At 52.4% G+C, this 26,723-nt stretch carries 22 protein-coding genes, 5 tRNA genes and 1 other RNA gene; 4 read left to right on the forward strand and 24 right to left on the reverse strand.

Annotated elements, in window-relative coordinates:
• Positions 1-43 precede the first annotated feature (43 nt).
• The 20 genes from nadA to mngA all read right to left on the reverse strand — a co-directional run bounded on the left by nadA (position 44) and on the right by mngA (position 16,526).
• Complete coding sequence (gene nadA, locus MUU47_RS20445) at positions 44-1,087, reverse strand: quinolinate synthase NadA (RefSeq protein WP_258989992.1); 1,044 nt, start codon at positions 1,085-1,087, stop codon at positions 44-46.
• A 178-nt stretch (positions 1,088-1,265) separates the two neighbouring features.
• Positions 1,266-1,391, reverse strand: a non-coding RNA gene (locus tag MUU47_RS20450) — RtT sRNA.
• Positions 1,392-1,422: 31 nt separating this feature from the next.
• Positions 1,423-1,498: transfer RNA gene (locus MUU47_RS20455), tRNA-Lys, on the reverse strand.
• A gap of 36 nt (positions 1,499-1,534) precedes the next feature.
• Positions 1,535-1,610, reverse strand: a tRNA-Lys gene (locus MUU47_RS20460).
• A gap of 151 nt (positions 1,611-1,761) precedes the next feature.
• Positions 1,762-1,837: transfer RNA gene (locus tag MUU47_RS20465), tRNA-Lys, on the reverse strand.
• Positions 1,838-1,840: 3 nt separating this feature from the next.
• Positions 1,841-1,916 (reverse strand) — tRNA-Val (locus MUU47_RS20470).
• A 132-nt stretch (positions 1,917-2,048) separates the two neighbouring features.
• A tRNA-Lys gene (locus tag MUU47_RS20475) sits at positions 2,049-2,124 on the reverse strand.
• Between the two features lie 165 nt (positions 2,125-2,289).
• Entirely contained in the window at positions 2,290-3,087 is a 798-nt protein-coding gene (gene cpoB / locus MUU47_RS20480; protein ID WP_258989993.1) for a cell division protein CpoB, read from the reverse strand.
• 9 nt (positions 3,088-3,096) lie between these two features.
• A complete protein-coding gene (gene pal / locus MUU47_RS20485; protein WP_258989994.1) occupies positions 3,097-3,618 on the reverse strand; it encodes a peptidoglycan-associated lipoprotein Pal in 522 nt (173 codons plus the stop codon).
• Between the two features lie 34 nt (positions 3,619-3,652).
• Positions 3,653-4,945 carry a Tol-Pal system beta propeller repeat protein TolB gene (tolB, locus tag MUU47_RS20490; RefSeq protein WP_258990574.1) on the reverse strand — a complete coding sequence of 431 codons (1,293 nt, stop codon included), beginning with the start codon at positions 4,943-4,945 and terminating at the stop codon, positions 3,653-3,655.
• Between the two features lie 126 nt (positions 4,946-5,071).
• Positions 5,072-6,295, reverse strand: a complete 1,224-nt coding sequence (tolA, locus tag MUU47_RS20495; RefSeq protein ID WP_258989995.1) for a cell envelope integrity protein TolA — start codon at positions 6,293-6,295, stop codon at positions 5,072-5,074.
• A 36-nt stretch (positions 6,296-6,331) separates the two neighbouring features.
• A complete protein-coding gene (gene tolR, locus MUU47_RS20500; RefSeq protein ID WP_110510077.1) occupies positions 6,332-6,763 on the reverse strand; it encodes a colicin uptake protein TolR in 432 nt (143 codons plus the stop codon).
• Between the two features lie 3 nt (positions 6,764-6,766).
• Positions 6,767-7,459 (reverse strand): Tol-Pal system protein TolQ, encoded by a 693-nt coding sequence (tolQ, locus tag MUU47_RS20505; protein ID WP_159774136.1) that lies wholly within the window; start codon positions 7,457-7,459, stop codon positions 6,767-6,769.
• A complete protein-coding gene (gene ybgC / locus MUU47_RS20510; RefSeq protein ID WP_110510079.1) occupies positions 7,456-7,860 on the reverse strand; it encodes a tol-pal system-associated acyl-CoA thioesterase in 405 nt (134 codons plus the stop codon). The genes tolQ and ybgC overlap by 4 nt, the downstream gene beginning before the upstream one ends.
• Positions 7,861-8,135: 275 nt before the next feature.
• Positions 8,136-8,429, reverse strand: coding sequence for a cyd operon protein YbgE (gene ybgE / locus MUU47_RS20515; protein ID WP_258989996.1), 294 nt, complete (start codon positions 8,427-8,429; stop codon positions 8,136-8,138).
• Entirely contained in the window at positions 8,429-8,536 is a 108-nt protein-coding gene (cydX, locus tag MUU47_RS20520; protein WP_110510082.1) for a cytochrome bd-I oxidase subunit CydX, read from the reverse strand. Before cydX ends, ybgE begins: the two co-directional genes overlap by 1 nt.
• A gap of 14 nt (positions 8,537-8,550) precedes the next feature.
• Positions 8,551-9,690 (reverse strand): cytochrome d ubiquinol oxidase subunit II, encoded by a 1,140-nt coding sequence (gene cydB / locus MUU47_RS20525; RefSeq protein ID WP_258989998.1) that lies wholly within the window; start codon positions 9,688-9,690, stop codon positions 8,551-8,553.
• A 15-nt stretch (positions 9,691-9,705) separates the two neighbouring features.
• Positions 9,706-11,274 (reverse strand): cytochrome ubiquinol oxidase subunit I, encoded by a 1,569-nt coding sequence (cydA, locus tag MUU47_RS20530; RefSeq protein WP_258990576.1) that lies wholly within the window; start codon positions 11,272-11,274, stop codon positions 9,706-9,708.
• A 681-nt stretch (positions 11,275-11,955) separates the two neighbouring features.
• A complete protein-coding gene (mngB, locus tag MUU47_RS20535; protein ID WP_258990000.1) occupies positions 11,956-14,592 on the reverse strand; it encodes a mannosylglycerate hydrolase in 2,637 nt (878 codons plus the stop codon).
• A gap of 17 nt (positions 14,593-14,609) precedes the next feature.
• Positions 14,610-16,526, reverse strand: coding sequence for a PTS 2-O-a-mannosyl-D-glycerate transporter subunit IIABC (gene mngA / locus MUU47_RS20540; RefSeq protein ID WP_258990002.1), 1,917 nt, complete (start codon positions 16,524-16,526; stop codon positions 14,610-14,612).
• 190 nt (positions 16,527-16,716) lie between these two features.
• On the opposite strand from mngA, the gene MUU47_RS20545 reads away from it, so the two are divergent.
• A complete protein-coding gene (locus MUU47_RS20545; RefSeq protein WP_258990003.1) occupies positions 16,717-17,433 on the forward strand; it encodes a GntR family transcriptional regulator in 717 nt (238 codons plus the stop codon).
• A 75-nt stretch (positions 17,434-17,508) separates the two neighbouring features.
• Here MUU47_RS20545 and MUU47_RS20550 read toward each other — a convergent pair whose 3' ends face one another.
• Positions 17,509-18,267: an oligogalacturonate-specific porin KdgM family protein gene (locus tag MUU47_RS20550; RefSeq protein WP_258990004.1), complete on the reverse strand. Its 759-nt coding sequence runs from the start codon at positions 18,265-18,267 to the stop codon at positions 17,509-17,511.
• Positions 18,268-18,706: 439 nt separating this feature from the next.
• Here MUU47_RS20550 and MUU47_RS20555 point away from each other — a divergent pair, with 439 nt between their 5' ends.
• The 3 genes from MUU47_RS20555 to MUU47_RS20565 are packed head-to-tail and all read left to right on the forward strand — an operon-like array spanning position 18,707 to position 23,158.
• Positions 18,707-19,963, forward strand: a complete 1,257-nt coding sequence (locus MUU47_RS20555; protein WP_258990005.1) for an MFS transporter — start codon at positions 18,707-18,709, stop codon at positions 19,961-19,963.
• Between the two features lie 25 nt (positions 19,964-19,988).
• Positions 19,989-21,188: an alginate lyase family protein gene (locus MUU47_RS20560; protein ID WP_258990006.1), complete on the forward strand. Its 1,200-nt coding sequence runs from the start codon at positions 19,989-19,991 to the stop codon at positions 21,186-21,188.
• Positions 21,189-21,223: 35 nt separating this feature from the next.
• Complete coding sequence (locus tag MUU47_RS20565) at positions 21,224-23,158, forward strand: heparinase II/III domain-containing protein (protein ID WP_258990007.1); 1,935 nt, start codon at positions 21,224-21,226, stop codon at positions 23,156-23,158.
• An 87-nt stretch (positions 23,159-23,245) separates the two neighbouring features.
• Here the strand turns inward: MUU47_RS20565 and sucD are convergent, their stop codons facing one another.
• From sucD to odhB, 3 genes are all read right to left on the reverse strand, one after another.
• Complete coding sequence (gene sucD, locus MUU47_RS20570) at positions 23,246-24,115, reverse strand: succinate--CoA ligase subunit alpha (RefSeq protein WP_258990008.1); 870 nt, start codon at positions 24,113-24,115, stop codon at positions 23,246-23,248.
• Positions 24,115-25,281, reverse strand: a complete 1,167-nt coding sequence (gene sucC / locus MUU47_RS20575) for an ADP-forming succinate--CoA ligase subunit beta (protein ID WP_110510089.1) — start codon at positions 25,279-25,281, stop codon at positions 24,115-24,117. The genes sucD and sucC overlap by 1 nt, the downstream gene beginning before the upstream one ends.
• A gap of 208 nt (positions 25,282-25,489) precedes the next feature.
• Complete coding sequence (gene odhB / locus MUU47_RS20580; RefSeq protein WP_258990009.1) at positions 25,490-26,713, reverse strand: 2-oxoglutarate dehydrogenase complex dihydrolipoyllysine-residue succinyltransferase; 1,224 nt, start codon at positions 26,711-26,713, stop codon at positions 25,490-25,492.
• Positions 26,714-26,723: the final 10 nt, after the last annotated feature.

A 26,723-nucleotide genomic window follows, 5' to 3' on the forward strand; every position in this document is an offset into this window, starting at 1 on the left:
CTGTCAGCCAAAAGCGTTTTTATGGGCGTGTTTATGAACGTGTCTATGAACGTAGTGTAGCCGCAAAATCCAGCATGCGGTTAAGGGGCAGCAGAGCACGCTCTCGCAGCGCGGCATCAACATGTATCTCGTGTTCAGCGCCACCGTGCTCCAGGCCGTCTGCAATGGCTTTCAGGCCGTTCATTGCCATCCACGGACAATGTGCACAGCTACGACAGGTCGCGCCCTCTCCCGCCGTTGGTGCTTCCAGCAATTCTTTCTCGGGTACCGCCTGCTGCATCTTGTAGAAAATCCCACGGTCGGTGGCGACGATAAGCTGCGGATTAGGCAACGTTTTCGCGGCCGTGATCAGCTGGCTGGTTGAGCCTACCGCGTCGGCCATATCCACAATCGACTGTGGCGACTCAGGATGGACCAGAATCGCCGCCTCAGGATAAAGCGCCTTCATGCGAGCCAGTGCCTGCGTTTTAAACTCGTCATGCACGATACACGCGCCCTGCCAGCAAAGGACGTCTGCGCCGGTCTGCTTTTGGACGTAGCGACCGAGATGACGGTCCGGCGCCCAGATAATTTTCTCTCCGAGGCTATCCAGATGCTCAATCAGTTCAACGGCAATGCTCGACGTGACCACCCAGTCAGCTCGTGCTTTGACCGCGGCGGAGGTGTTGGCGTAGACCACCACGGTGCGATCCGGGTGGGCATCACAGAATTTATTGAATTCATCAATCGGGCAGCCCAGGTCAAGTGAGCATTCTGCGTTCAGCGTCGGCATCAGAATGGTTTTTTCCGGGCTGAGGATTTTTGCCGTTTCGCCCATGAAGCGCACGCCTGCGACCAGCAACGTGGAAGCCGAGTGCCGGGCACCGAAACGCGCCATCTCGAGGGAGTCTGAAATACAGCCGCCCGTTTCTTCTGCCAACTGCTGAATTTCCGGGTCGGTATAGTAGTGCGCGACCATTACCGCATCTTTCTCTTTAAGGAGACGCTTTATCTTTTCGCGATAAAACTGCTTTTCATCTGCGCTGAGTGGCACGGGCTTCGGCGGGAAAGGATAAATTGCGGCTTCAGGATCAAACATTACGCTCATCTTGGGCTTCTCGTTTTACTGGCTTAACCAAACCAACACCAATTAGCCGTGTTTTGTGAGCACAGAGGTGATGGTGTTTTATATACTAAACAAGATAGCGAAAATCTGGAGAATTGTCGTGGGGAATTTGTTGAAACGCAGAAAAGCAAAAAGGCGCCTTTAGGGCGCCTTTCTACATTGGTGGGTCGTGCAGGATGACTCGCTTCGCTCACCCTTCGGGCCGTCGCCGCAAACGGCTCCGTTGTCTCACTGCGTTCGGCTCGAACCTGCAGCAGGTTCTCATCCTGCCCGAATCGCATATAGCAAAAAGGCGCCTTTAGGGCGCCTTTCTACATTGGTGGGCCGTGCAGGATTCGAACCTGCGACCAATTGATTAAAAGTCAACTGCTCTACCAACTGAGCTAACGACCCCTTTCGGGATTTTCTTCGAAGACGCCACCGTGTAGATGGTGGGTCGTGCAGGATTCGAACCTGCGACCAATTGATTAAAAGTCAACTGCTCTACCAACTGAGCTAACGACCCATAAGGTCTTGCTTCGAAGATATACTGCTTTTACTCGGCACCAATAGTTAAATTGGTGGGTCGTGCAGGATGACTCGACTTCGTCTCGCCCTACGGGCCGTTGCATAGCAACGTTATCCTTCACGCTTAACACCTGAGTAAGATGTTAAATTGGTGGGTCGTGCAGGATTCGAACCTGCGACCAATTGATTAAAAGTCAACTGCTCTACCAACTGAGCTAACGACCCGAGTGGTGGGTGATGACGGGATCGAACCGCCGACCCCCTCCTTGTAAGGGAGGTGCTCTCCCAGCTGAGCTAATCACCCGATACTGCGCTGGATACTGGCTTACTAACTAAGTGGTGGGTCGTGCAGGATGACTCGACTTCGTCTCGCCCTACGGGCCGTTGCTCGCGCAACGTTATCCTTCACGTTTTACAATCGCATCCACTAAACGATTGGTGGGTCGTGCAGGATTCGAACCTGCGACCAATTGATTAAAAGTCAACTGCTCTACCAACTGAGCTAACGACCCACTATTTCCGCGGCTTTCAGGATGTTTGATATCCCTTGGCAACGGCGGCATATATTACTGGTTTCAGATTTGAGCGCAACTAAAATTTCGAACAACTGCACTTAACTGCTTATGATTCAGGCGGCATGACCAGAAATACTTCAATTTCAGGTCATGCCGTAAGCATCAGAGTCCACTCAGGCGTTTTTGCGCTTGTTTTGCGCCTTCAGTGCCTGGGTATTTGGTGACCACCTGCTGATAAACCGCTTTGGCTTTCGCAGTGTCGCCTTTGTCCTGCATGATGACGCCGACTTTAAACATCGCATCTGCAGCTTTCGGGGATTTCGGGTAATTTTTCACCACAGAGGCAAAATAAAACGCCGCATCATCTTTTTTACCCTTGTTGTAATTCAGCTGTCCAAGCCAATAATTGGCATTCGGCTGATAAGTCGAATCAGGGTATTTTTTGATGAAGTTCTGGAATGCTGCAATCGCATCATCCTGACGAGAGCTGTCTTTCACCAGCGCTATCGCCGCGTTGTAATCCGTATTGGCATCACCACTTTGCACCGGCACACCGGACGCTACAGCGCCTGCTGCTGGCGCTGAAGTGGCTGCTGTCGCAGTCCCACTCTGATCGCCCGCTGCTGGCTGTGCTGGCGTCGCAGTAGCGCCGCTGCTCATCCCATCAAGCTGGGTCTGGATCTGCTTTTGGCGATCCACGGCCTGATTGAGCTGATATTGGCTTTCCTGAATTTGACCACGCAGGGAATCAATATCGGCCTGGTTGTCCTGGAGCTGCTGCTGGAGTTGAGTCAAAAGTTGACTATGAGCGTTGGAAATACGCTCGAGTTGAGTGACACGGTCTTCGACCGAGCCTGAGCCGACACTACTGATTGGCGCCTGAGCATTAGCGGCCCAAGGGGCCGCTATGCCAACCAGTAACGACAGACTCAACAAATGATGTCTGAAGTTACTGCTCATGCAATTCTCTTAGTAAACCAGTACGGCACGACGGTTTTTGGAGTAAGCCGCTTCGTCGTGACCCAGTACTGCAGGTTTTTCTTTACCGTAAGAAACGATGGAGATCTGATCAGCTGAAACGCCTTTACCCTGCAGGTACATTTTAACAGCGTTTGCACGACGTTCGCCCAGGGCGATGTTGTACTCAGGAGTACCACGTTCGTCAGCATGACCTTCTACGGTGACTTTGTAAGATGGGTTGCTACGCAGGAAGTTTGCGTGCGCGTCCAGCATCGCAGCGAAGTCAGAACGGATATCGTACTTGTCAAGATCGAAGTAAACGATGTTGTTCTGCTGCAGCTGCTGCATCTGCAGACGAGCTTGCTCTTCGGAAGACATGTTGCCTTGACCGTTAGCGTCCATACCAGTGCCGGCACCAGTCATGCCTTCGCCGCTCTGATCGTTGCTTGCATTCTTGTTGGAAGAACACGCCGCGATAGCCATAACTGGCAGAGCGATCATCAGTCCTTTCAGCACTTTGTTCAGTTGCATTTCTTTGATTCCTATAATATTCAATTAATTATTATTACAGATACGGCGACCAGGCAGGGAATTTAACCTGTCCATCAGTAGCCGGAAGACGCGCTTTGAAACGCCCATCCGTAGAAACCAGATTCAGCACAGATCCCATCCCCTGAGAAGAGCTGTAGATAACCATTGTGCCGTTCGGTGCCAGACTTGGCGTTTCATCCAGGAACGTTGACGACAGAACCTGTACGCCACCCGCTGCCAGATCTTGTTTGGCAATGTGCTGCTGGCCATTAGCCGAACTCACCATTACCAGGAATTTACCGTCAGAGCTCACATCAGCATCCTGGTTCTGAGAACCTTCCCAGGTAATACGCTGCGGAGTACCGCCGTTAACATTAACTTTATACACCTGCGGACGACCGGCCTGGTCAGAGGTAAAGGCCAGGTTCTGACTGTCCGGGAACCAGGTTGGTTCGGTATTGTTGCTGCGACCGTTCGTAATCTGGCTGATTTGGCCCGAGCCCAGATCCATCACGTACAGGTTCAGGCTACCGGTTTTCGACAATGCGAAGGCCAGTTTAGAACCGTCAGGTGAGAACGTTGGTGCACCGTTGTGCTGCGGGAACGAAGCAACCTGGCGGATAGCGCCGTTTGCCAGCGTCTGAATAACCAGTGCTGAACGACCGCTTTCGAAGGTGACATACGCAAGCTTAGAGCCATCCGGAGACCACGCCGGAGACATCAGCGGCTGCGGAGAACGGTGAACCACAAACTGGTTGTAACCATCGTAGTCAGACACACGCAGCTCATACGGGAACTGGCCGCCGTTGGTTTGCACCACGTAAGCGATACGAGTACGGAACGCACCTTTAATACCGGTCAGCTTCTCGAACACTTCGTCACTGGCAGTATGGCCCGCATAACGCAGCCATTGCTTGTTCACTTTGTATGAGTTCTGAGCCAGAACGGTACCCGGCGCACCACCGGTATCCACCAGCTGGTAAGCAACGGTGTAAGAGCCGTCCGGGTTTGACGTAACCTGACCTACAACAACGGCATCAATGCCGAGTGCAGACCATGCCGCCGGTTGAACTTCCTGTGCGCTACCCGGCTGTTGTGGCAGACGAGAGCGATCCAGCGGGTTGAATTTACCGCTATTGCGCAGGTCAGCCGCCACAATGCCGCCGATATCTTCAGGGGCGGCACCTGGGCCTGCCCATTTAAATGGCGCAACGCCGATTGGGCGTGCCGAGTCCACCCCTTGAGTGATTTCGATACGTACTTCTGCGTGCAGCACAGCTGCCCACAGCATCAGAAAACCAAATGCTACTCGTAATGCCTGCTTCATCATATCTCCCTTATCCAGGCGGAAAGCCCACGATAATTTAGCAGAATGTTAACAAACTCAAATACACAAAACTACCAAAACCCTGTGACTTACATTAGCCAACATTCAGGCTTTCGCTGTGAGAAATCACAGTTTGAAAGCCAGTGTGGCATTCTTGATTTTTTCGTAAACAGCCTCACTCGGCGGTTTAGGAATTGTCGCTGTCTTGGCCGCTGTTAACGCCGCCTGACATAGAGCAGGATCGCCTCCAGCAGACGTGATGCTTTTCAACGTACCGTCAGGTGCAAGACTGATGTGCAAGTCACACTGTTGTCCAGCGTAAAGCCCTGCATCATAGAGACGACTTTGAATCGCCTTACTAATCTGATTGGCATAAGCGCTGATATCCGCGCCTGTCGCCCCACCATTTGCACCACTAGTACCACTATCTTTCGAAGGCGTCCCGGAGCCTTTCGCCCCACCACCGGTTTTCGGTGCATTCTTACCTGAGCTGAGATCACCCAGCAGGTCGTCAACACCAGAAGCGTCTTTTGCTTCGGCTGCTTTCTTGGCTGCGGCAGCTTTAGCCGCAGCGGCTTTGGCGGCAGCTTTTTCTGCTGCTTTCTCAGCAGCGGCAGCTTTGTCCGCAGCCGCTTTATCGGCGGCGGCTTTCTCTGCGGCAGCTGCTTTCGCCGCAGCCGCTTTTTCAGCGGCAGCGGCTTTCTTCGCGGCATCCGCGGTGGCTTTCTTCTCAGCGTCTTGCTGAGCTTTCTTCGCCGCCTCGGCTTCTGCTTTTTTCTGTGCATCCGCAGCAGCTTTCGTTGCTTCCGCTTCGGCTTTTTTCTGTGCATCCGCAGCGGCTTTCTTCGCCGCTTCTGCTGCAGCTTTTGCCTGTGAATCTGCTTTGGCTTTCGCCAATGCAGCGGCTTTTACTGCGGCTTCTTCCGCCTGCTTCTGCTGTTCCTGCGCTTTCTTCGTAGACTCTTCAGCCTGCTTCTGCGCATCGGCCTGCTTACTGGCTTCTTCCTGTGCCTTCAGACGGTCTTGTTCGAGCTGTTTCAGGCGTTCCTGTTCCGCAGCCTGCTTTTCACGCATCTCTTCCGCTTGCTGCTGCGCCTGTTTTTCACGCTGCTCTTCGGCACGACGCGCGCTGGCCTGCTGATTCTGTTGACGATTATAGTTCTGAACGACCGCACCTGGATCGACCATTACCGCGTCAATAGACGAGCCGCCGCCTCCGCCTGCCGAAGCATCTATGTGCTCATCGAACGAACTCCAAATCAGCAGTGCAATCAAAATGATATGCAGAATGACTGAAACGATGATCGCGCGTTTAAGCTTTTCGTTTTGTTGCTCGGTTGCCTTTGACACTCTCGGTTCCCAAAAACTGTTAGCCTGTCAGGCGGGTCAGATTGGCTGGGTCATTAAACCCACTGATTTCACACCCGCGCTGTGCAACAGGTTCAGCGCTTTAATGATTTCATCGTAAGGCACATCTTTCGCGCCACCGATCAGGAAGACGGTTTTCGGATTTTCTTGCAGATGACGCTGAGCTTCAGCCACCACCTGCTCTGGCGGCAATTGTGGCATCTTATCCTGACCCACATTGACGCTGTACTGTCCGATTCCGGAAACTTCCACAATCACCGGCGGATCGTCGTTGGTACTGACGGCCTGCGACTCTGTTGCATCTGGAAGATCAACTTCCACGCTCTGCGTAATGATCGGCGCTGTCGCCATGAAGATCAGCAACAGCACCAGTAACACATCAAGCAGCGGAACGATGTTAATTTCGGACTTCAGCTCGCGACGTCCGCGTCCACGACGTGCTCTGGCCATGGCTTACCCCTTGTTGCTTTCGCTGCTGGTAAATGCCTGACGGTGCAGAATCGCGGTGAACTCTTCCATGAAGTTGTCGTAGTTCAGCTCCAGTTTATTCACGCGCTGGTTCAGGCGGTTGTACGCCATTACCGCCGGGATTGCCGCGAACAGACCAATCGCCGTAGCGATCAGCGCTTCTGCTATACCCGGTGCGACCATCTGCAGCGTCGCCTGTTTTACCGCGCCGAGCGCGATGAAGGCGTGCATGATCCCCCACACCGTACCAAACAGGCCGATATACGGGCTGATGGAACCCACGGTGCCAAGGAATGGAATGTGGTTTTCAAGGTTTTCCAGTTCGCGGTTCATGGAGATACGCATCGCACGCGAGGCCCCTTCCACGACAGCTTCCGGCGCATGGCTGTTCGCCCGATGCAAACGCGCAAACTCTTTGAAACCGCTGTAGAAAATTTGCTCTGAACCGGTCAAATTATCGCGACGGCCCTGGCTCTCCTGATACAGACGAGAGAGTTCAATCCCAGACCAGAACTTGTCTTCAAACGCTTCAGCTTCGCGGCTGGCGGTGTTAAGGATGCGCGTTCTCTGGATGATGATTGCCCAGGATGCGATTGAAAAACCAATCAAAATGAACATGATAAGTTTAACCAGAAGGCTCGCCTTCAGGAACAAATCAAGGATATTCATGTCAGTCACTGCTTAAACTCCGCGACAATAGACTTGGGAAGCGCACGAGGCTTCATTAAGAGTGGATCAACACAGACAATCAGTACTTCAGCTTCGTTGAGTACCTTGTTTTCTGCGTTGACAATCCGCTGCGTGAACACGAGAGAGGTGCCCCGCATCGCTGTAATTTCCGTTTGGACTTCGAGCATGTCATCGAGTCTTGCAGCGGCGAAATACTCCAGCGTCATCTTGCGTACCACAAAGGCAACGCGTTCAGCCAACAGAACCTGCTGGCTAAAGTGATGGTGGCGCAGCATCTCAGTGCGTGCTCTTTCATAAAAAGCGACGTAGCTGGCGTGGTAAACCACACCACCGGCATCGGTGTCTTCGTAATAGACACGAACCGGCCATCGAAATATATACTGACTCATTCAGGCTGCCTCTTTGTTGGCGTCGACCACTCACCCCAGTCACTTACTGATGTAAGTTCCAGGGGATTCCCGGTCTTGCCGCCTCGACGCATCATGAATGATTTTGTATATAGCGTTGTATTCACTTTACATCCCGGTAATGCAACAAATGTGTAGGCCTTTCAAACTTCGCTACTATACGCGCGGGAATGCTGGTTTGGAATGGGAGAAAGTAAACGGAGAGTAAATTTTTATGGGCTTGAACAAGCCCATAACGATTAACGGATGTTTCTGAATCAGGCGAAGAAGAAAAACAGTCCGGCGAGGAGAACAAGGTCGGCAATCAGCGGGCAGAAAATGCCCTGCCAGTGAATCGCCTTCAGGCGAAAACCGACGCCATGAATCACTCCAGCACAAACGGCCCACATGATCAGAAAACCGTGCCAAATTTCCAGTTCACTGGTTTTCGCCGCAAAGCACGACGGGTCCCAGATAACGCACCCTGCTAAAACCAGTGCCATCAGTAACGAAAGGGCCCGTAACGGGCCCTTATCCATTACCGCATATAACATCGCGATAATTTTACTCATTAATGATCTTCTTGTTGTCCAGACTCAATGTGCTCGAGCGCCAGTGCGGTGATCACACCGAATGCACAAGCAAGCAGCGTTCCCAGAATCCATGCGAAGTACCACATACGTTGCTCCTTACTTAGTACAGAGAATGGGTGTTGCGTTCAATGTCTTCTTTGGTGATACGACCGAACATCTTCCAGTAACACCAGGTGGTGTAAAGCAGGATAATCGGAACGAACACCATGGCCGCGTAAGTCATCACGTTCAGCGTCAACTGGCTGGAGGTGGAATCCCACATGGTCATACTTGCATTCAGCATGGTGCTAGAAGGCATGATGAACGGGAACATGGCTACACCGGCAGTCAGGATGATGCACGCCAGAGTCAGTGAAGAGAAGATGAACGCCCAGGCGCCCTTCTCCATACGTGACATGACAACAGTCAGCAGCGGCAGAATCACACCCAGAGCTGGGATTGCCCAAAGAATCGGCATGTTTTTGAAGTTCACCAGCCATGCGCCTGCTTCACGAACCACTTCCTTGGTCAGCGGGTTAGACGGCGCCGTATGGTCCAGCGCAGATTTCACCACGTAGCCATCAATACCGTACATCACCCAAACGCCTGCCAGTGCGAAGCACACCAGCGTAACCAACGCTGCAACCTGAGAAGTCGCACGAGCACGCAGATGCAGCTCGCCAACGGTACGCATTTGCAGGTAGGTCGCGCCCTGAGTCAGGATCATCGCCACGCTAACAATACCGGCCAGCAGACCAAACGGGTTCAGCAGCTGGAAGAAATTGCCAGTGTAGTAAAGACGCATGTACTCATCGAGGTGGAACGGAACGCCTTGCAGCAGGTTACCGAATGCTACGCCAATCACCAGCGGTGGAACGAAGCTACCGATGAAGATGCCCCAGTCCCACATGTTGCGCCAGCGGGTGTCTTCAATCTTGGAACGGTAATCAAAACCGACCGGACGGAAGAACAATGATGCCAGCACCAGAATCATCGCCACGTAGAAACCAGAGAACGCCGCAGCGTAGATCATCGGCCAGGCGGCAAACAACGCGCCGCCTGCGGTGATCAGCCACACCTGGTTACCGTCCCAGTGCGGGGCGATGGAGTTGATCATGATTCGACGTTCGGTGTCGTTACGACCGAGGAAACGGGTGAGCATGCCCACCCCCATGTCGAAACCGTCAGCGACCGCAAAACCAATCAGCAGAACGCCAACCAGCAGCCACCAGATAAAACGCAATACTTCATAATCGAACATTTGACGACTCCTGTCTTAGCGTGCCGGCTGAGTAGACGCTGGGGTCTGCTCAAAGTGGTAACGACCGGTTTTCAGGCTGCTTGGTCCCAGACGTGCAAACTTGAACATCAGGAACATTTCAGCCACCAGGAACACGGTGTACAAACCACAGATAAGCAGCATCGAGAAAAGCAAATCGCCGGTCGTCAGTGATGAGTTCGCCACAGCGGTTGGCAGAACTTCACCGATAGCCCAAGGCTGACGGCCATATTCCGCCACAAACCAACCGGATTCGATAGCAATCCACGGCAGCGGGATCCCGTACAGCGCGGTGCGCAGCAGCCATTTTTTCTGACCGATACGGTTACGAATCACCGACCAGAACGACGCCGCAATAATCAGCAGCATAATGATGCCGCAGCCAACCATGATACGGAAGGCGAAGTACAACGGCGCTACGCGAGGAATCGAGTCTTTGGTCGCCAGCTGAATCTGTGCTTCCGTCGCGTCAGAGACGTTCGGGGTATAGCGTTTCAACAACAGACCGTAACCCAGGTCTTTTTTCACACTGTTGAACTCATCGCGAACGGTCTGATCTTTAGAACCAGAACGCAGCTGTTCCAGCAGAGAGTAAGCTTTCATCCCGTTACGGATACGCTCTTCATGCTGCGCCAGAAGGTCTTTCAGGCCAGTAACCTGTTTATCGACCGAGCGGGTAGCAATGATGCCCAGCGCGTAAGGAATTTGAATTGAGAAGTGGTTTTCCTGCGCATCCTGGTCCGGAATACCAAACAGCGTAAACGACGCCGGAGCCGGCTGCGTTTCCCATTCAGCTTCAATAGCGGCCAGTTTGGTTTTCTGCACGTCACCCATTTCGTAACCGGATTCATCACCCAGCACGATAACGGAGAGGATAGCCGCCATACCGAAGCTCGCCGCGATGGCGAAAGAGCGCTTGGCGAACGGGAAGTCGCGGTTACGCAGCATATAGTAGGAACTGATACCCAGGATGAACATTGCGCCACAAACGTAGCCGGATGCCACGGTATGAACGAATTTCACCTGTGCAACAGGGTTCAGGATAAGCTCAGAAAAGCTCACCATTTCCATGCGCATGGTTTCAAAGTTGAAGTCGGAGGCGACGGGGTTTTGCATCCAGCCGTTCGCGACGAGGATCCACAGCGCGGACATGTTTGAACCCAGCGCAACGAGCCATGTCACCGCCATATGCTGGACTTTGCCCAGACGGTCCCAACCGAAGAAGAACAGACCTACAAAGGTGGATTCGAGGAAGAAGGCCATCAGACCTTCAATGGCCAGCGGCGCACCGAAGATATCGCCCACATAGTGAGAAAAGTAAGACCAGTTAGTCCCGAACTGGAACTCCATGGTCAGACCGGTAGCCACACCCAGCGCAAAGTTGATACCAAACAACTTGCCCCAGAACTTGGTCATATCTTTATAAATCTGTTTGCCGGAAAGGACGTAAACCGTTTCCATAATCGCCAGCAGGAACGCCATACCGAGCGTCAGTGGCACAAATAGGAAGTGGTACATCGCGGTCAAGGCAAACTGTAAGCGCGACAGTTCGACTATATCTAACATCATGACTCCTTGCTCATCGCATGAAGACTCCGAGAGTGAACCCCGTTAGAAAGGATTCACACGCATGCCCCAATACAAATTGATTTGCTTCCCGCTTCGCTGCCGTTGTCACGATGTGAAAACGACGATGAGCAAAGGTTACAAATACGTTAATAAAAAACCCAAATTGATCCCTTGAATATATTACGCCGTAAAACCCTTACAATAAACAGGTTTTTATTGAGTCGGATTTACGTTTTTCGACGTTGATCAATATATAGCTAAGATGACTCATTTCGACCACTTTGATCCGCGACAATTTACCGCTTTATCGCGCATTTTTCCAAGGTTTACATCTTGATTTAAATCAATTTTACAATTGCATGTTAATTGTGTATGCATTTGATGGCGCATGGTAAAATCAATGTTAAAAACATGTTTTTATGATGGCGTAGACGGTTATCAAATAAGGACAAATTAGAATGAGAGGTCATTCATTTTTAACCACCGTCGCGATACGGTGTTGTGAAGGGTGGGATCCGGGAGCAGGTAAAAGACTTTCCCCTTTTTTCAGCGGATAAGTATAGCTGCTTTTTATTACATTTCATTCACCACAATGGGTTTTAAAAATAACACCGCAAGGTGATTATCGGATAAAACAACAACGACCACGCATTGCGTGGTCGGGTATCGTTTGCGGAGTTATTCATCAATCCTGATACGCCAGGTCCGTGATTGTCCTGGTCTGAAACGCAGCGGCTCGCCAGGAATGTGACCCCCCTCCCCTAGTGGTTCCTCATCCATGCCCGTTTCCACGCACACCGGATGATGATGATTAAACCTCATTACCGACTCACAGCATTCGCTGTCGGAGGGGTTGAACAACCGAATAATCAGCGCCTCGTCGTCTTCCGCCTTTTTCAACGCGCTGAGCTGACACCCCGTGGCCGGGAGCGTACACAGACTGAACGTTTCCGGCGCGGTAATTGCCGTCCGGTTCAGTTTCATCGCATCCCACGGGATTTTGTTGTAGCACTGCACTGGCGTCAGCCAACTGCGCGCCTGCTGCGCCACGCCGACATTCAACGCCGAGCCGCTGAACGGCAGCAGGCTGAAACGGCAATGCAGTTCGCCGCGTACCTGGGAATCCGGCACCGGCATTTTGATGCCTGAAGGACGCCCAGGGCGTAACAGTAAATCGTCTTTACCCAGCAGCCCCACGCCACGCAGCAACGTCAGGGCGAAGGCACTTTGCGTTTCACCGATAATTTCCACTTCGCGCAGACCTTCCGTGAACAGCGCCAGCCCATTCGGCCCTTGCTGAAGCGCGGCATAGTTGAGGAAATTCCACACCGGCACCGGCGCCTCTTTCCAGCCCTCTGCCTGCCAGACGTTCATCGCCGGATCCTGGACCGGGCGATTAAGCGAACCAAACTGGGTATCCGTCAGCACACTTTCCGCTTTATACGGGACGGGAATACGTACCCGTACGCGGTGATCGTCTGCCTGATTCAGCACCTTCACATCAAACTCCACCCGACGGCCGTGATGGCTGAGGGTGATGGTGGTTTCGCAGGCCAGCGACCCGCTGGCTTGGCGCGCTGAGCGTTCCGCCAGATTGAGCGGTACCGCCAGCGTAGAACGTATCAGCGCCCTGCTCTGCCACGCATCATGCTTCACCGAGTGCTGATGTGTGCCTTTCGCGCTGGTAAGTAACCACTCTTCCCGCGACGGCGAGTAGTCATACTCATCGCCGTCGTCAGAACCGTCTTCAAACTCCAGCACGCGGTCATAAACAAGCCCGCTTTCCTTATCTTCCATTTTCAGCGTGCCGTCCGCGTTAAGCGTGATTCGCCAGGCGTTGTTTTCCAGCAGCGCATCGCTCTGTTCCGGCACGTTCGCCTGTTGCCCTTCCGCGCCCGGCAGTACGTGCAGCGTCAGCCAGCCCATCGCTGGAAGAACCTGACACAGCTGAACGTCGTATTCCATAAACGGCTCGTAGTTGCCGTAATGGACAATCTGGCGATCCACCAGCCCTGGGTCAATTTCGCGTTTATCCCGGATAAAGTACGCCACATCCTGACCATCGCTATCAGTCAGGCGGAATTGGCTGGCACGCAGGCGGATAGTGGTGTTGATCACTTCATCACGCGGCCACGGCATCAGGTTGAATAGCGTCAGCTTGTCGCCCTCGCTGTGCGCCATGTTGTCGACGATTTTACGCATGTAGAAGGTTACCAGGCTGTCGGCCATGTCTTCCGCCAGCCAGAAGCGGCTCATGATTTCCCGGTGCACTTTGTCGCTACAGCAGCAACCGATGCTGTCGTGGGCGTGATTTTTGAGGATCTCCTTCCACATTTTTTCCAGCAGGCCGTGATGATATTCAAAACCGAGTGTCCAGGCCAGCGCCGCCAGCGGTTCGAGCACATTGACAATTTTGTTTTCGATTCGCGCATGGGCGATTTTGATGTCCATCCGCGTTGAGCCGATGGTGCGGTGAACGCGCATATATTTGCCGTCGTTGAACTCCCCGGTGAGCGTCGCCAGCGCATCGCGCTGCTGCTCAATCCGCTCAAAGATCTCCTCAAAACGGCTTATCACAAATTCACGCTGCGGATAAATTTCTCGCAGTTTATCCATCACCGCAAAAATATTCTGCTGGAGCGGCATCTGATCGTGACCATTCGGAAGCAAAATCTCGTTGGTTTGCGAGGCTTTTTCCAGCACCTCAAAATAGTTATCGAGACGCTTTCGCAGGCCTGCTTCATCCTCCGGTAAGTACTTACCAATCGCGTAGCCCAGCGGTAATACCTGCGCAGTCACTTCGCTTCCGTCCTGACTGCGCCAGAGAAACTCCGTTTTGTCCGTGCCGTGCCGCTCCGAACAGCCGCGCCAGAACATCGCCCGTTTAATGCCAAAGCCGTTATAGATATGCGGCAGTTGGCCCGACATGCCGAAGGAGTCCGGCAGATAGCCAATTTTCATCGGCTCGCCGAACGACAAACAATCGCGCATGCCGTACATCAAATTGCGGACTATCGATTCTCCGGCCACAACCGTAGTATCCGTTTGCGTATACCACGGCCCGATAATCAGCTTTCCGGCCTGAACCAACGCCTTAACGCGGGTGTGATTTTCCGGTTTAACGGCAAAGTAATCCTCGAGAATAGCGGTCTGCCCATCAAGCACGTAATACTTGTATTCCGGGTCCTGCTCCAGACGAGTCAGGATCTCTTCCATATTGTTGACCAGCAAAATGCGCGACTCTTCGGTGGTAAAATACCACTCACGGTCCCAGTGCATGTGCGGGGTGATGTGAACGCGAGATACAGCTTTCATCTTCGTTTCCTGTTCTGTTAAGGCATAACACTGTCGGGAATATATTTACCGGCTTTGACTGCCTGGCGACGCCAGAGGACAAGCACACAGGTGGAGATAGCCGCGCCAACAATGGCTGAGGCAAACCACCCCACCGCGGCCAGCACGCCGCCGAGACCGCCATCGTGCAGTAAAAAGAGCGAGAAAATACCGGCGCCCGGCGTCGACAGACCGATATTCATGCTGCCCACCAGCGCGCCGGTCACCATCGAGCCCAGCACAAACGAGCCAATCACCCGGAGCGGATCTTCAATCGCCATCGGAATTGCCCCTTCGGTAATGCCCGCCAGACCGAGCAGCCAGGTCGATTTGCCGGTTTCAATTTCGAACGTTTTAAACAGACGAGGCGCAATCATGGTGGAAGCGGTGACGGTGAAGGCCGAAACCATTTTCACCGAGGCAAAAATGGCGTACGGGCCATACACACCGTTGGCCATCGCCCCGAGACAAAACGCGTAGGCTGCTTTATTCACCGGGCCACCCAGGTCGAACGAGCACATGAAGCCGAGGATCGCGCCCAGCACCAGTGCGTTGGAGCCCGACAGGCCATTCAACCATGCCGTTAACCCGTTGTTTACCCACGCCACGGGTTCACCAACCACGAACAGCATCAGGCTGCCAGCGCCGAGGGTACCGAGAACCGGATAGAGGTAATAAGTGAGGAAACCGTTATAGCGATTGTTCAGCCGGATATGGTTCTTCACCCAGCGCATCAGATACCCGGCGATCAAGCCCCCCACAACCGCGCCGAGGAAACCTGAACCAATCATGTTCGCCGCAAGCCCGGCCGCAAAGCCCGGTGCCAGCGCGGGTTTATCCGCCAGGGAATACGCGGTGTACGCCGCCAGCACCGGCACCATTAATATGCCGAGCATCCCGCCGCCCAGTTTGCGGTACATCCACAACCACGAGTTTTCCTGGTCAAACAAATGCTGCAAACCGAGCATTTGCGCCAGTAAAACCGCCACCGCCAGCACCGTTCCGCCCGCAACGATCAGCGGCACGGCGAATGAGATCCCGCTCAGCAGTGCCTGTTTGAGTTCGGTTTTCAGGCTTTTGGTGTCGTGATTTTCAGACTGAACGTCGCGCCGTTCGGTGGAAGGTTTCAGCGCCAGCGCCTGCTGAATTAGCGCTTCGGCATGGCGAATCGGCTCAGCAACCGGCACCGAAAGGGCCGGAATACCGTTGAAACGTTCCGATTCTTTAATTGCCACTTCTGCCGCAAATATACAGGCCTGAGCATTATTCAGCTGTTCGGCGGTCAGGCGGTTTTCGATTCCGTTCGCGCCCTGTCGTTCGACACAGACATTTATGCCGAGCTTTTGCCCGGCTTTTTCCAGATATTCGGCCGCCATATAGGTGTGCGCGATACCTGCCGGACAGGCGGTAACGCAGATGATAGTCGGGGCATTTTTCACAACGTGCGTGTCTGCCATATCCGACGGCGCGTCCAGCACCTGTAATAACTGTTCCGCCGAGGTGGCCGCACACACGGCGGCGCGCACATCGTCGTCCACCAGCCGGGACGTCAGCGCCGTGAGCAGCTGCATGTGCGTGGAACCCGCCTGCGCGGGCGGGATAGCCAGCAGCACAATCAGGTTAACCTCTTCCTCACCGTCCACGCCTTCCCACAGAATCGGCTGAGGGAGTGTCGCCACGGCAAACGCCGCTTCATTTACGGCAAGACTTTTACCGTGCGGTACCGCCAGGCCTTCACCGAGCGCGGTCGGCCCTTCACTTTCACGGGCAAACACATCCCGAAGAAATTCATCGAGGCTGGAAATTTTACCGAGCGCTGCCAGCCGTTCTGCCAGGGCGCGGATCGTTTCATCGCGGCTGGCAAAATTTGCCTGCAAGCAGAGCGCGTCCGGGTGCGTTAACGTCGTCAGGTTCATCACGATCCTCACTGTAAATGTGTAAAAACGGCCAGTCGGCCATTCAGTTGGGAGGATCTTGCCAGATAAAACAATACATTTATGTGATCATTTTCTCTTAAACAAATAATTTGTATTTAATTTGTATTATTTACAAGTTCCCACATGCAGGCATAATTCGTATTAATGATGCAGTGAGAAGGCAGACAACATGACCAAGAAACCGATGTATCGGCAGATAGCCGATACCCTGCGTGAGCGTGTACAACGCGGTGAATTGAAGCCAGGCGATGCCCTGCCCACCGAGTCTGCCCTACAGGATGAATTTGCCGTAAGCCGCGTGACCGTGCGCCAGGCGCTGAAACAACTCACACAGGAAGCCATTATTGAGAGCATTCAGGGCAGCGGGTCATACGTTAAGGCCGAGCGGGTCAATTACGATATTTATCAGCTCACCAGCTTTTACGAGAAGCTGATTGACCGAAATGTGGAAACGCACAGCGACGTAAGAGTGTTCGAGGCGATTGACGCCGGTCAGGACCTGGCGGAAAAACTGCAGGTCGCGGTGGGGGCGAAAATCTGGCACGTCAAACGGGTGCGTTTTATCCAGCAAAAGCCGGTAACGCTGGAAGAAACCTGGATGCCTCTGGCGCTGTTTCCCGATCTCACCTGGCAGGTGATGGAAAACTCCAAATATCATTTTATCGAAGCCGTTAAAAAGATGGTTATCGACCGCAGCGAACAGGAAATTGTGCCGATCATGCCGTCGGAAGAAATAGCGACGTTACTCGCGTTAGATCCGAACCAGCCCATCCTCGAAAAAATCTCCCGAGGTTTTCTTAACGACGGACGGGTCTTTGAATACAGCCGAAATGCATTTAAAAGCGACGATTATAAGTTCACGCTGGTGGCTAAACGTCGGCATTAGCAGACTCGGGTAGCGTGGAATAGCACCCTACCCGTTTCAGTGTGCATCGTTTAAGAAAAAGATCCGTTATGCACATTATGACAGCGTGAACGTCATACCAATTCGATAGCGTGATTCGGAAATATTGTCTTCACCTTCATAATATCCCTGCTGATCGAGGTAGTCGTACTCTACATAAGGACTGAACCAGCTATTCCATTTATAGCGTAAGGTAAAGGCATGTTCCGCAGCCCAGGATTTATTATTTTTATAGTTATAATCGTTACTCGCATGTTTGTATGCCGTTCCCTGGTATAAAGCACTCCACTGGTCATTGAACTTATACCCCACATACAGATCGAAGCGATTTACACTGTCTCGATGTGATTCATTGTTATCATTTACTGTCTCATACGTGTTGTAATCATAACGGTAACGTAAGCCCAAAGTCGTATCCGCAGTGGCTTTGTAATTCAGTCGGATATAGGGTCTTAACTGCGTTCCCTTGCTACTCCAGTGATAAATCCCCCCCGGTTGTAGGCTCCATTTCTCGGCAAATGCCCAACGGTAATTGGTTTCAATCTCATTATAATCAGTAATACTGTCACCCAATGAGTGTGAACTATCTGACTTATCTGCCCCATTGGCTCCCCTTCCATTATTTTTATTATTTTTGTTATCAGTCTCAATACTGGCCCACCAGCCACTATTCCATGACTCACTGACTTTGTAACGTGACTCATAGGAATGACTTCCTGTTTTGTAACCGCCCCTGACATCAAACGTTAATGCCTGAGTAGCCACCGGCAAGCCAGCAACAGCAAGCACAATGAAGCAAGTTATCTGTTTTTTCATCACCCATCCCCAATCCATTTTGAATTATCCCTCTCCACCTGAAACACGTCAAAGTGCTAATGCATGGAGTTCATTCTGATAATACGCATTAACCAAAAAAAAGATATTGAACAATGTTTTAAAAATAAGATCGTGATCATAAAATTAATTGAAATGATATTTCATTTTATACAGCCAAATCGTCAATGCAACAAAGTAAAATATTCACTTAATTTATGGTTTTTTCATAAAATATGAAATACATATTAAGGCATCTATTAATGACTCCATTTAACGTGTTTTAAAGAGACCGCTACTCTTCATTACCCCCACCTATTAAATCCATATCGCTCTATATAAAGATTTGTGACAGCCATCATGAACAGCAGTTAAATTCTCACATAACATAAAAATGAAACTATGTTTTATTTTAAAAACAACAAAATTTCAGGAATCCACCATGAAGATAAAAAAATTACGCTGGTATATTATTTCGTTGGTGATGGTGGGTACCATCATCAACTATCTGGCACGAAGCACTCTGGGCGTGGCGGCTCCAGAAATGATGAGGACCCTGCATTTATCCAGCGAGCAGTATTCATGGATAGTGTCAGTATTTCCGTTCACCTACGCCATCGGCGGTATTGCCTGTGGTTTCATTATCGATAAATTTGGATTACGCATCAGCTTCGCCGTTCTCGCAACCATCTGGTCTTTGTGCAACATGCTGACGGCACTGTTCAGCAGCTGGCTGCCGATTGCTGCACTACGCGGAGGCCTGGGTCTGACCGAAGCCGCCTTTAACCCCGCAGGGATGAAAGTCACGTCCGAATGGTTTCCCGCCAAAGAGCGAGGCCTCGCCTGTGGCATATACAGCCTGGGTACCTCCGTCGGCGCCATGCTTGCCCCACCATTAGTGGTCTGGGCTATCATCAATTACAACTGGGAAATGTCCTTCGTCGTCACCGGCGCGATGGGGATTGTCTGGGCGGTGTTATGGCTGGTTTGTTATCGTCCACCGGAAAGTCATCCGGCATTGATCGCCGCCGAACATGCTGAGGTGCTGGAAGATCAGATTCAGGATGTACAGGAAAAAACCACTTTAGGCTCAATGGTTAAAGACAAGAATTTGTGGGCAATTTCATTACCCCGTTTTATGGCTGATCCCGCCTGGGGCACGCTGCATTACTGGATGCCACTCTATCTGGTCACGGTTCGTCATATGAATCTTAGTGAGATAGCGATGTTTGCCTGGCTTCCCTTCTTAACCGCCGACCTGGGCTGCCTGGCCGCAGGCTATATCTCCAAATTCCTTAATAATCGCGGCATCCATATCATTAACGCCAAGCGTATTACCTTTACGTTTGCGGCTCTGCTCATGCTCTCAATGGCGGGCGTCGGCTTTGTCAGCAATGTCTATGTTGCCATCGCATTATTCTGCATTGCCGGTTTTGCTCACCAGTGCCTTTCCATCACAGTGATCAGCATGTCATCGGATTTATTTCCAAAGCAAAAGGTAGCGACTGCCACGGGTTTCGCCGCCTTTACTGGCAGCATGGGCAACTTCCTGTTCAGTCTGTTCCTCGGGGCGATGGTCGCCGTTGTCGGTTACGATTTTTTCTTTATCGGGTTAGGCGTTTTCGATCTGATTGGCGCCCTGTTCCTGTGGATGTTAATTAAACAACCAAAAGAAAACCTGCAACCTGTCGCAGCCTGAGTCGCAAGAAGCAAGGGATACAATAATGGATACTCGCGTAATCACGCTAACGGCGCTGTTGTGTTCAACACCCGCTATCGCAGCGCCATGCCTGACCTATGATTGTCCGCAAATGCTGACCATCAAAAATAAGATCCAGCACGGAGATAACCGCTACCTCCCTGCTTATCAGGCATTACTCAAAAATGCAGATAATGCTTTGCAGCAAAAACCGGGATCGGTGGTGGATAAAACGTTACTCCCGGCATCGGGTGACAAACATGACTATTACAGTTTCGGTCCGTATTGGTGGCCAAATCCCGACACGCCAGATAGCTTGCCGTACATCCGCAAAGACGGGCAGATCAATCCCTCGTCAAAGACCGACGATACCGATAGCAAACGGATGGTTCAGTTTTCGGACGCGGTTCGGACGTTATCGCTGGCCGCATTTTATAGCGGAGATCGCCGCTACGGCGAAAAAGCCAAAACACTGCTTAACACCTGGTTTGTGCAGAAAACAACCCGTATGAACCCTAACCTTAATTATGCACAGGCCATTCCTGGAGTGGTGAATGGCAGAGGGATCGGCATTATCGATACCCGTGTACTGATTGATGTCGCAGACAGCCTGATTTTGCTCAGGAATGCCGACTATTTTACCGCGAAGGAATTCTCGTCTTATCAGGCCTGGTATGCCGATTACAGTCAATGGCTACAGTCCAGCCCTAACGGAAAGGAGGAAGCGGACTGGTATAACAATCACGGTGCCTGGTATGACGCACAGTTGACCGCATTTTTGTTGTTTGCAGGTGATACACAGCACGCCAGCCAGCAAATTAACACGTTTAAATATCGTCATCTTGCCGCTCAGGTAAACAAGAAAGGTGAATTACAGGCCGAACTCGAGAGAACGCGTTCATTCCACTATACCAATTTCGCCCTGGCGGCTTATGCAAAGATGGGGCGTTACGGTGAATTGACTGGCAACGATGTCTGGAATTTTGAGCTGGATGGCAGAACGATGAAAAAAGCGTTTACCCTCATCAGCCAGCAAGCTCTTCAGCCTGCCAGCGCCTGGCACTACCCGGAAATTAAATACACACCAGAGGAAGCGCTTGGCCCACTGCTGATTGCAGCAAGGACCTGGAAAGATAAAGCATTTCAGCACAACGCCGCGGGGCTGCTAGCGACCGACAAAACCAACATAAATATTCTGACCCCGGGCTCTGCCCTGGTGAAATAACTGACGACAGAAAAATCATAGGGGCAAAGGAAAGAATGAAGCAGTTTACGCCACAACAGATTCTGGCAGCGAAAGAAAAGGTCACCCCCGACATCCTGCAACGTTTAATTGAAAATAACCGTGACGTTATCAGCCATGACATTCTGGTTCCAGAAACGGGCTGTGCGACCTGGAATCACTACTTTTTCTGCCCGGAGCATAGCGTACGCCTTCTCTGGGATCGTCACTCGCCGAACAAACACCGCTGCCCGGTCGACGGGGCAGTCTTTACCGGCGAGCCGTACTACGGTGCCTGGTGGCGCTGGCTGAACGGCCTGAATGCAAAAGCCTGTTATGAATTAGCGATTCTCTGGCTTTTGACCGATGACAAACGCTGGCGCGATAAAGTCATTGAAATCCTGATGCAGTACGCCCGATTTTATCCTGATTACGAAGAGCATGGCGGCATTCCCTACAACGGCCCCGGGAAAGCAAATGCCCAAACATTGTGTGAAGCCAACTGTCATGCCGATTTTGTCCGCGGATTTGATATCGTGCGTGGCGAGCTGACCGTGCAGCAGGAAACGTATATCGCCGATCGCCTGTTGCGTGAAGGTGCGGAGTTCCTGATCCGCCATCGCAGTAATCAAATCCATAATCATGAGGTCAAAATCAACGCCACCATTGGCATGACTGGCGTCGTCCTCAACGAAGCGCGTTACCTGGAGTTTGCCGTAAACAGCGAGTATGGCTTGCGGTATCAACTGGAAAACGCGCTGCTGCCCGGCGGATTGTGGTTCGAAGGCTCCCTTCATTACCATTACTACGCCTTGCAGGCTTTTATGGCATTTGAGAAATTTGCCTGCCAGAGTCGGTTTAGTTTGCTTGAGCACCCTTACTATCGCGACATGCTGACCTTACCGTTAACCTTGCTGATGCCCGACATGACGCTGCCAAAAGTGAATGATTGCGTGAACGGGCAGGAAAAACTCGGTCATAGCGATATCTATGAATTTGCATACCACTATTACGGCACAAATGAATATGGCCAGTTGCTGGCACACCTGTATCGCACCGAGCCACGCCACACTATTGATGCCCTGTTCTATGGGCGTCCGTTGCCCGCCGAACCTTTGGCGGTATCGCAGAGTAATGAACACAATCCCGGCGCCGGATTCACGCTTATCAGAAATACCCCTGACCGTGCAATTTGTCTGAAGCACGGCCCGTATGGGGGTGAACACGATCATTACGATCGCCTGAACCTGATCGTTTTCAACAACGGGAAAGCGCTCTTCCCCGATCTGGGTACCACCGGTTATGGCGCGCCGCTGCACTACGGTTACTATAAAAACAGTTTCTCGCACAATACGTTATGTGTGAATGGCCTGAACCAACCGCCCGCCATACCACGCATCATTCACTATGAGGAAAGCGCAGGCGAAACCCGTCTTATCGTCGAGGTTGACTGGAAAACAGAAGCCAAACTCCCTGACAGCAAAACCCGCGTCGAGTGGGATTGCGCATCATATCGTGACATCGTTTTTCGCCGCAGTTTGCTCGTCACCGGCAATTTACTGATCGACAAATGGGAGATTGAGAACCCTCACCAGCAGTGCGTGGATGCTGTTTACCTCATCAATGGCAGTGCGTCACGCGCCACAAACCAGACGGCGCTGAGTATTTGTTACCCGTATATCCGGCACGCAACACAACAGCCTCTGGCAGGGCAAATCGATATTTCCTGTCAGGCTGAAACACCCGTTACCCTGAGCTGTTGCTGTCCGCAGAACGCCATCCTGATTCAGGCACAAGGGCCGAATAACCCTTCCACCTCAATGATCGACTATCTGATTGCACGCAGTCACGAAAAACAGGTTTCGTACCTGTTTGTGACGGATTTTAGCGGCGAAAGCAGCGTGCAGATTAGCGCCACCGGTCAGACCTTCAACGTGAGCGACAGCCGCTTAAACAGAGACTATCTGCTGTAAGCGACCATAAAAAAGGCCACTGCTAAAGTGGCCAACCATGTCGAAAACGGACATATAAAGCCCCCGCATGGGGAGCAGAGAGGATTATCAGGCGATGATGGTTTTCAGCGCTTCGCCGATGTCTGCCAGGCTACGAACGGTTTTCACACCGGCCGCTTCCAGAGCTGCAAATTTCTCGTCCGCAGTCCCTTTACCGCCGGCGATGATCGCGCCCGCGTGGCCCATACGTTTACCTTTCGGCGCAGTTACACCCGCGATGTAGCCGACAACCGGTTTGGTCACGTGTTCTTTGATGTAGGCTGCCGCTTCTTCTTCAGCGCTACCGCCGATCTCACCGATCATCACGATAGCTTCGGTCTGCGGATCTTCCTGGAACATTTTCAGGATGTCGATGAAGTTAGAGCCAGGGATCGGGTCGCCGCCGATGCCCACACAGGTGGACTGGCCGAAACCGTAATCGGTAGTCTGCTTAACCGCTTCATAAGTCAGGGTACCTGAACGGGAAACGATACCCACTTTACCCGGCTTGTGAATGTGGCCTGGCATGATGCCGATTTTGCTCTGACCTGGGGTGATAACGCCCGGGCAGTTAGGGCCAATCATGCGCACGCCAGCTTCATCCAGTTTCACTTTTACGGTCAGCATATCCAGAGTCGGAATGCCTTCGGTGATGGTGATGATGAGCTTAATGCCTGCGTCGATGGCTTCCAGAATGGAGTCTTTGCAGAACGGAGCCGGAACGTAGATAACAGAGGCCGTTGCGCCCGTTGCTTCAACGGCTTCACGCACGGTGTTGAACACCGGCAGATCCAGGTGCGTGGTGCCGCCTTTGCCCGGTGTTACGCCGCCAACCATGTTGGTACCGTAAGCAATCGCTTGTTCAGAGTGGAAAGTCCCCTGGCTACCGGTAAAGCCCTGGCAGATAACCTTGGTATTTTTATCAATTAAAATGGACATTATTTCCCCTCCACTGCGGCAACGACCTGCTGAGCGGCATCCGTCAGACTTTTCGCTGCAATAATATTCAGACCGCTGTCGGCGAGTTTCTTCGCGCCGAGTTCAGCGTTGTTACCTTCCAGACGTACGACAACCGGCACGTTTACGCCAACTTCTTCAACAGCACCGATGATGCCATCAGCAATCAGGTCGCAACGTACGATCCCGCCGAAGATGTTAACCAGTACGGCTTTCACCTTGTCATCAGAGAGAATGATTTTGAACGCTTCGGTTACGCGCTCTTTGGTTGCGCCGCCGCCCACGTCGAGGAAGTTAGCCGGTTCGCCGCCGTGCAGCTTAACGATGTCCATGGTACCCATCGCCAGGCCTGCGCCGTTAACCATGCAACCGATGTTGCCGTCGAGTGCAACGTAGTTCAGTTCCCACTGTGCAGCCTGCGCTTCACGTGGATCTTCCTGAGACTGGTCGCGCATTTCACGCAGATCCGGCTGGCGGAACAATGCGTTGCCGTCCGCACCCAGTTTGCCGTCGAGGCAAATCAGGTCGCCCTGCTTAGTGATAACCAGCGGGTTGATTTCGATCAGGGCCAGGTCACGATCCAGGAAGATGTTCGCCAGACCCATGAAGATCTTGGTGAACTGCTGAACCAGTTTGCCTTCCAGACCCAGTTTGAACGCCAGCTCGCGACCCTGATATGGCATAGGACCTGCCAGCGGATCGATAGCCACTTTGTGGATCAGGTGCGGGGTTTCTTCCGCCACTTTTTCGATTTCCACGCCGCCTTCAGTAGACGCCATGAACACCACGCGACGGGAGCTACGGTCAACCACAGCACCCAGATAGAGTTCTTTCGCGATATCGGTCGCCGCTTCAACCAGAATCTGGTTTACCGGCTGGCCATTCGCATCTGTTTGATACGTTACCAGGCGTTTGCCGAGCCAATGCTCTGCGAAAGCACGAATGTCTTCTTTGCTGTTAACGACTTTTACGCCACCCGCTTTACCGCGGCCGCCAGCATGTACCTGGCATTTCACGACCCAAGGGCCCGCGCCGATTTTAGAAGCCGCTTCTTCAGCTTCACGCGGAGTTGAGCAGGCGTAACCTACTGGCGCAGGTAAACCGTAGCGGGCAAACAGCTGTTTGGCCTGGTATTCATGTAAGTTCATGCGTTCTATCCACTTATCAGAATACCCGTCATATTTCACGTTGCAGGGGCGTTGGCTTACTCGTTCCCCCCAGTCACTTACTTATGTAAGCTCTTGGGGATTCACTACGTCGCCGCCTTCCTGCAACGCGAACTATTTAGGGTATTATCATTATCGTTTTTACCTCCAGGCCGCAACCGACCCGGAGGACAGGTGATACAGGTCTTAACTACACGTCCAGCAGCAGACGAGTCGGGTCTTCCAGCAGCTCTTTAATGGCGACGAGGAAGCCCACAGACTCACGACCATCGATCAGACGATGATCGTAGGACAGCGCCAGATACATCATTGGCAGAATTTCAACTTTGCCATCAACCGCCATCGGCCTGTCTTTAATGGCGTGCATGCCAAGGATCGCGCTCTGCGGTGGGTTGATGATTGGGGTAGACATCAGGGAACCAAAAACGCCGCCGTTGGTGATGGTGAAGTTACCGCCGGTCAAGTCTTCTACCGTCAGCTTGCCATCACGGCCTTTCAGCGCCAGCGTTTTGATGTTCTTCTCGATGTCAGCCATGCCGAGCGCGTCAACGTCACGCAGAACTGGCGTTACCAGGCCACGTGGCGTGGAAACTGCCATGCTGACGTCGAAGTAGTTGTGGTAAACCACATCTTCGCCATCGATAGAAGCGTTCACTTCAGGGTAGCGTTTCAGCGCTTCAACCACGGCTTTCACGTAGAAGGACATGAAGCCCAGACGGATACCGTGACGTTTTTCAAACGCGTCGCCGTACTGCTTACGCAGATCCATGATTGGCTTCATGTTGACTTCGTTGAAGGTCGTCAGCATGGCGGTTGAGTTTTTCGCTTCCAGCAGACGCTCGGCCACGCGTTTGCGCAGGCGGGTCATCGGAACACGTTTCTCAGAGCGGCCAGCCAGCGGAGCCGGAGCGGCTGCCGGGGCTGCTTCTGGTGCTTTCGCTTCAGATTTAGCCGGGGCTTTTGCCAGATGTTTTTCAACGTCTTCGCGAGTCAGACGACCGCCCACACCGGTGCCTTTGATAGCGCTGGCGTCGAGGTTATGCTCAGCCAGCAGGCGACGGATCGCCGGGCTCAGTGCGTCATTACTCTGTTCTTCCAAAGAAGCCTGCTGGCGCTGGGCCGGAGTAGAATCTTTGGCTTCAGATTTCGCGCTGGACTCTTTCCCGGCGCTGTTGCCTTCACGCAGGCGACCGAGGATCTGGCGAGAGGTCACGGTGGTGCCTTCATCTTCCAGAACTGCATCCAGAATGCCGTCGGCCGACGCCGGTACTTCCAGTACCACTTTGTCAGTTTCGATTTCTACCAGAACTTCATCGCGGACTACCGCATCGCCTGGCTTCTTGTGCCAGGTAGCAACCGTTGCATCGGCTACAGATTCCGGCAGGTCGGGAACAAGAATATCTACGCTACTCATTTTGTATCCT

Source organism: Scandinavium hiltneri (assembly GCF_024764835.1).
GTDB lineage: Bacteria > Pseudomonadota > Gammaproteobacteria > Enterobacterales > Enterobacteriaceae > Scandinavium > Scandinavium hiltneri.

Bases quoted from the DNA above. Each gene is read 5' to 3' on its own strand.
- mngA (WP_258990002.1), bottom strand. From the start codon at position 16,526: ATGAACCTGACGACGTTAACGCACCCGGACGCGCTCTGCTTGCAGGCA.
- tolR (WP_110510077.1), bottom strand. From the start codon at position 6,763: ATGGCCAGAGCACGTCGTGGACGCGGACGTCGCGAGCTGAAGTCCGAA.
- nadA (WP_258989992.1), bottom strand. From the start codon at position 1,087: ATGAGCGTAATGTTTGATCCTGAAGCCGCAATTTATCCTTTCCCGCCG.
- cydX (WP_110510082.1), bottom strand. From the start codon at position 8,536: ATGTGGTACTTCGCATGGATTCTGGGAACGCTGCTTGCTTGTGCATTC.
- pal (WP_258989994.1), bottom strand. From the start codon at position 3,618: ATGCAACTGAACAAAGTGCTGAAAGGACTGATGATCGCTCTGCCAGTT.
- cpoB (WP_258989993.1), bottom strand. From the start codon at position 3,087: ATGAGCAGTAACTTCAGACATCATTTGTTGAGTCTGTCGTTACTGGTT.
- MUU47_RS20565 (WP_258990007.1), top strand. From the start codon at position 21,224: ATGAAGCAGTTTACGCCACAACAGATTCTGGCAGCGAAAGAAAAGGTC.
- tolB (WP_258990574.1), bottom strand. From the start codon at position 4,945: ATGAAGCAGGCATTACGAGTAGCATTTGGTTTTCTGATGCTGTGGGCA.
- odhB (WP_258990009.1), bottom strand. From the start codon at position 26,713: ATGAGTAGCGTAGATATTCTTGTTCCCGACCTGCCGGAATCTGTAGCC.
- ybgE (WP_258989996.1), bottom strand. From the start codon at position 8,429: ATGAGTAAAATTATCGCGATGTTATATGCGGTAATGGATAAGGGCCCG.
- cydB (WP_258989998.1), bottom strand. From the start codon at position 9,690: ATGTTCGATTATGAAGTATTGCGTTTTATCTGGTGGCTGCTGGTTGGC.
- cydA (WP_258990576.1), bottom strand. From the start codon at position 11,274: ATGTTAGATATAGTCGAACTGTCGCGCTTACAGTTTGCCTTGACCGCG.
- MUU47_RS20555 (WP_258990005.1), top strand. From the start codon at position 18,707: ATGAAGATAAAAAAATTACGCTGGTATATTATTTCGTTGGTGATGGTG.
- MUU47_RS20545 (WP_258990003.1), top strand. From the start codon at position 16,717: ATGACCAAGAAACCGATGTATCGGCAGATAGCCGATACCCTGCGTGAG.
- MUU47_RS20550 (WP_258990004.1), bottom strand. From the start codon at position 18,267: ATGAAAAAACAGATAACTTGCTTCATTGTGCTTGCTGTTGCTGGCTTG.
- ybgC (WP_110510079.1), bottom strand. From the start codon at position 7,860: ATGAGTCAGTATATATTTCGATGGCCGGTTCGTGTCTATTACGAAGAC.
- MUU47_RS20560 (WP_258990006.1), top strand. From the start codon at position 19,989: ATGGATACTCGCGTAATCACGCTAACGGCGCTGTTGTGTTCAACACCC.
- sucD (WP_258990008.1), bottom strand. From the start codon at position 24,115: ATGTCCATTTTAATTGATAAAAATACCAAGGTTATCTGCCAGGGCTTT.
- mngB (WP_258990000.1), bottom strand. From the start codon at position 14,592: ATGAAAGCTGTATCTCGCGTTCACATCACCCCGCACATGCACTGGGAC.
- sucC (WP_110510089.1), bottom strand. From the start codon at position 25,281: ATGAACTTACATGAATACCAGGCCAAACAGCTGTTTGCCCGCTACGGT.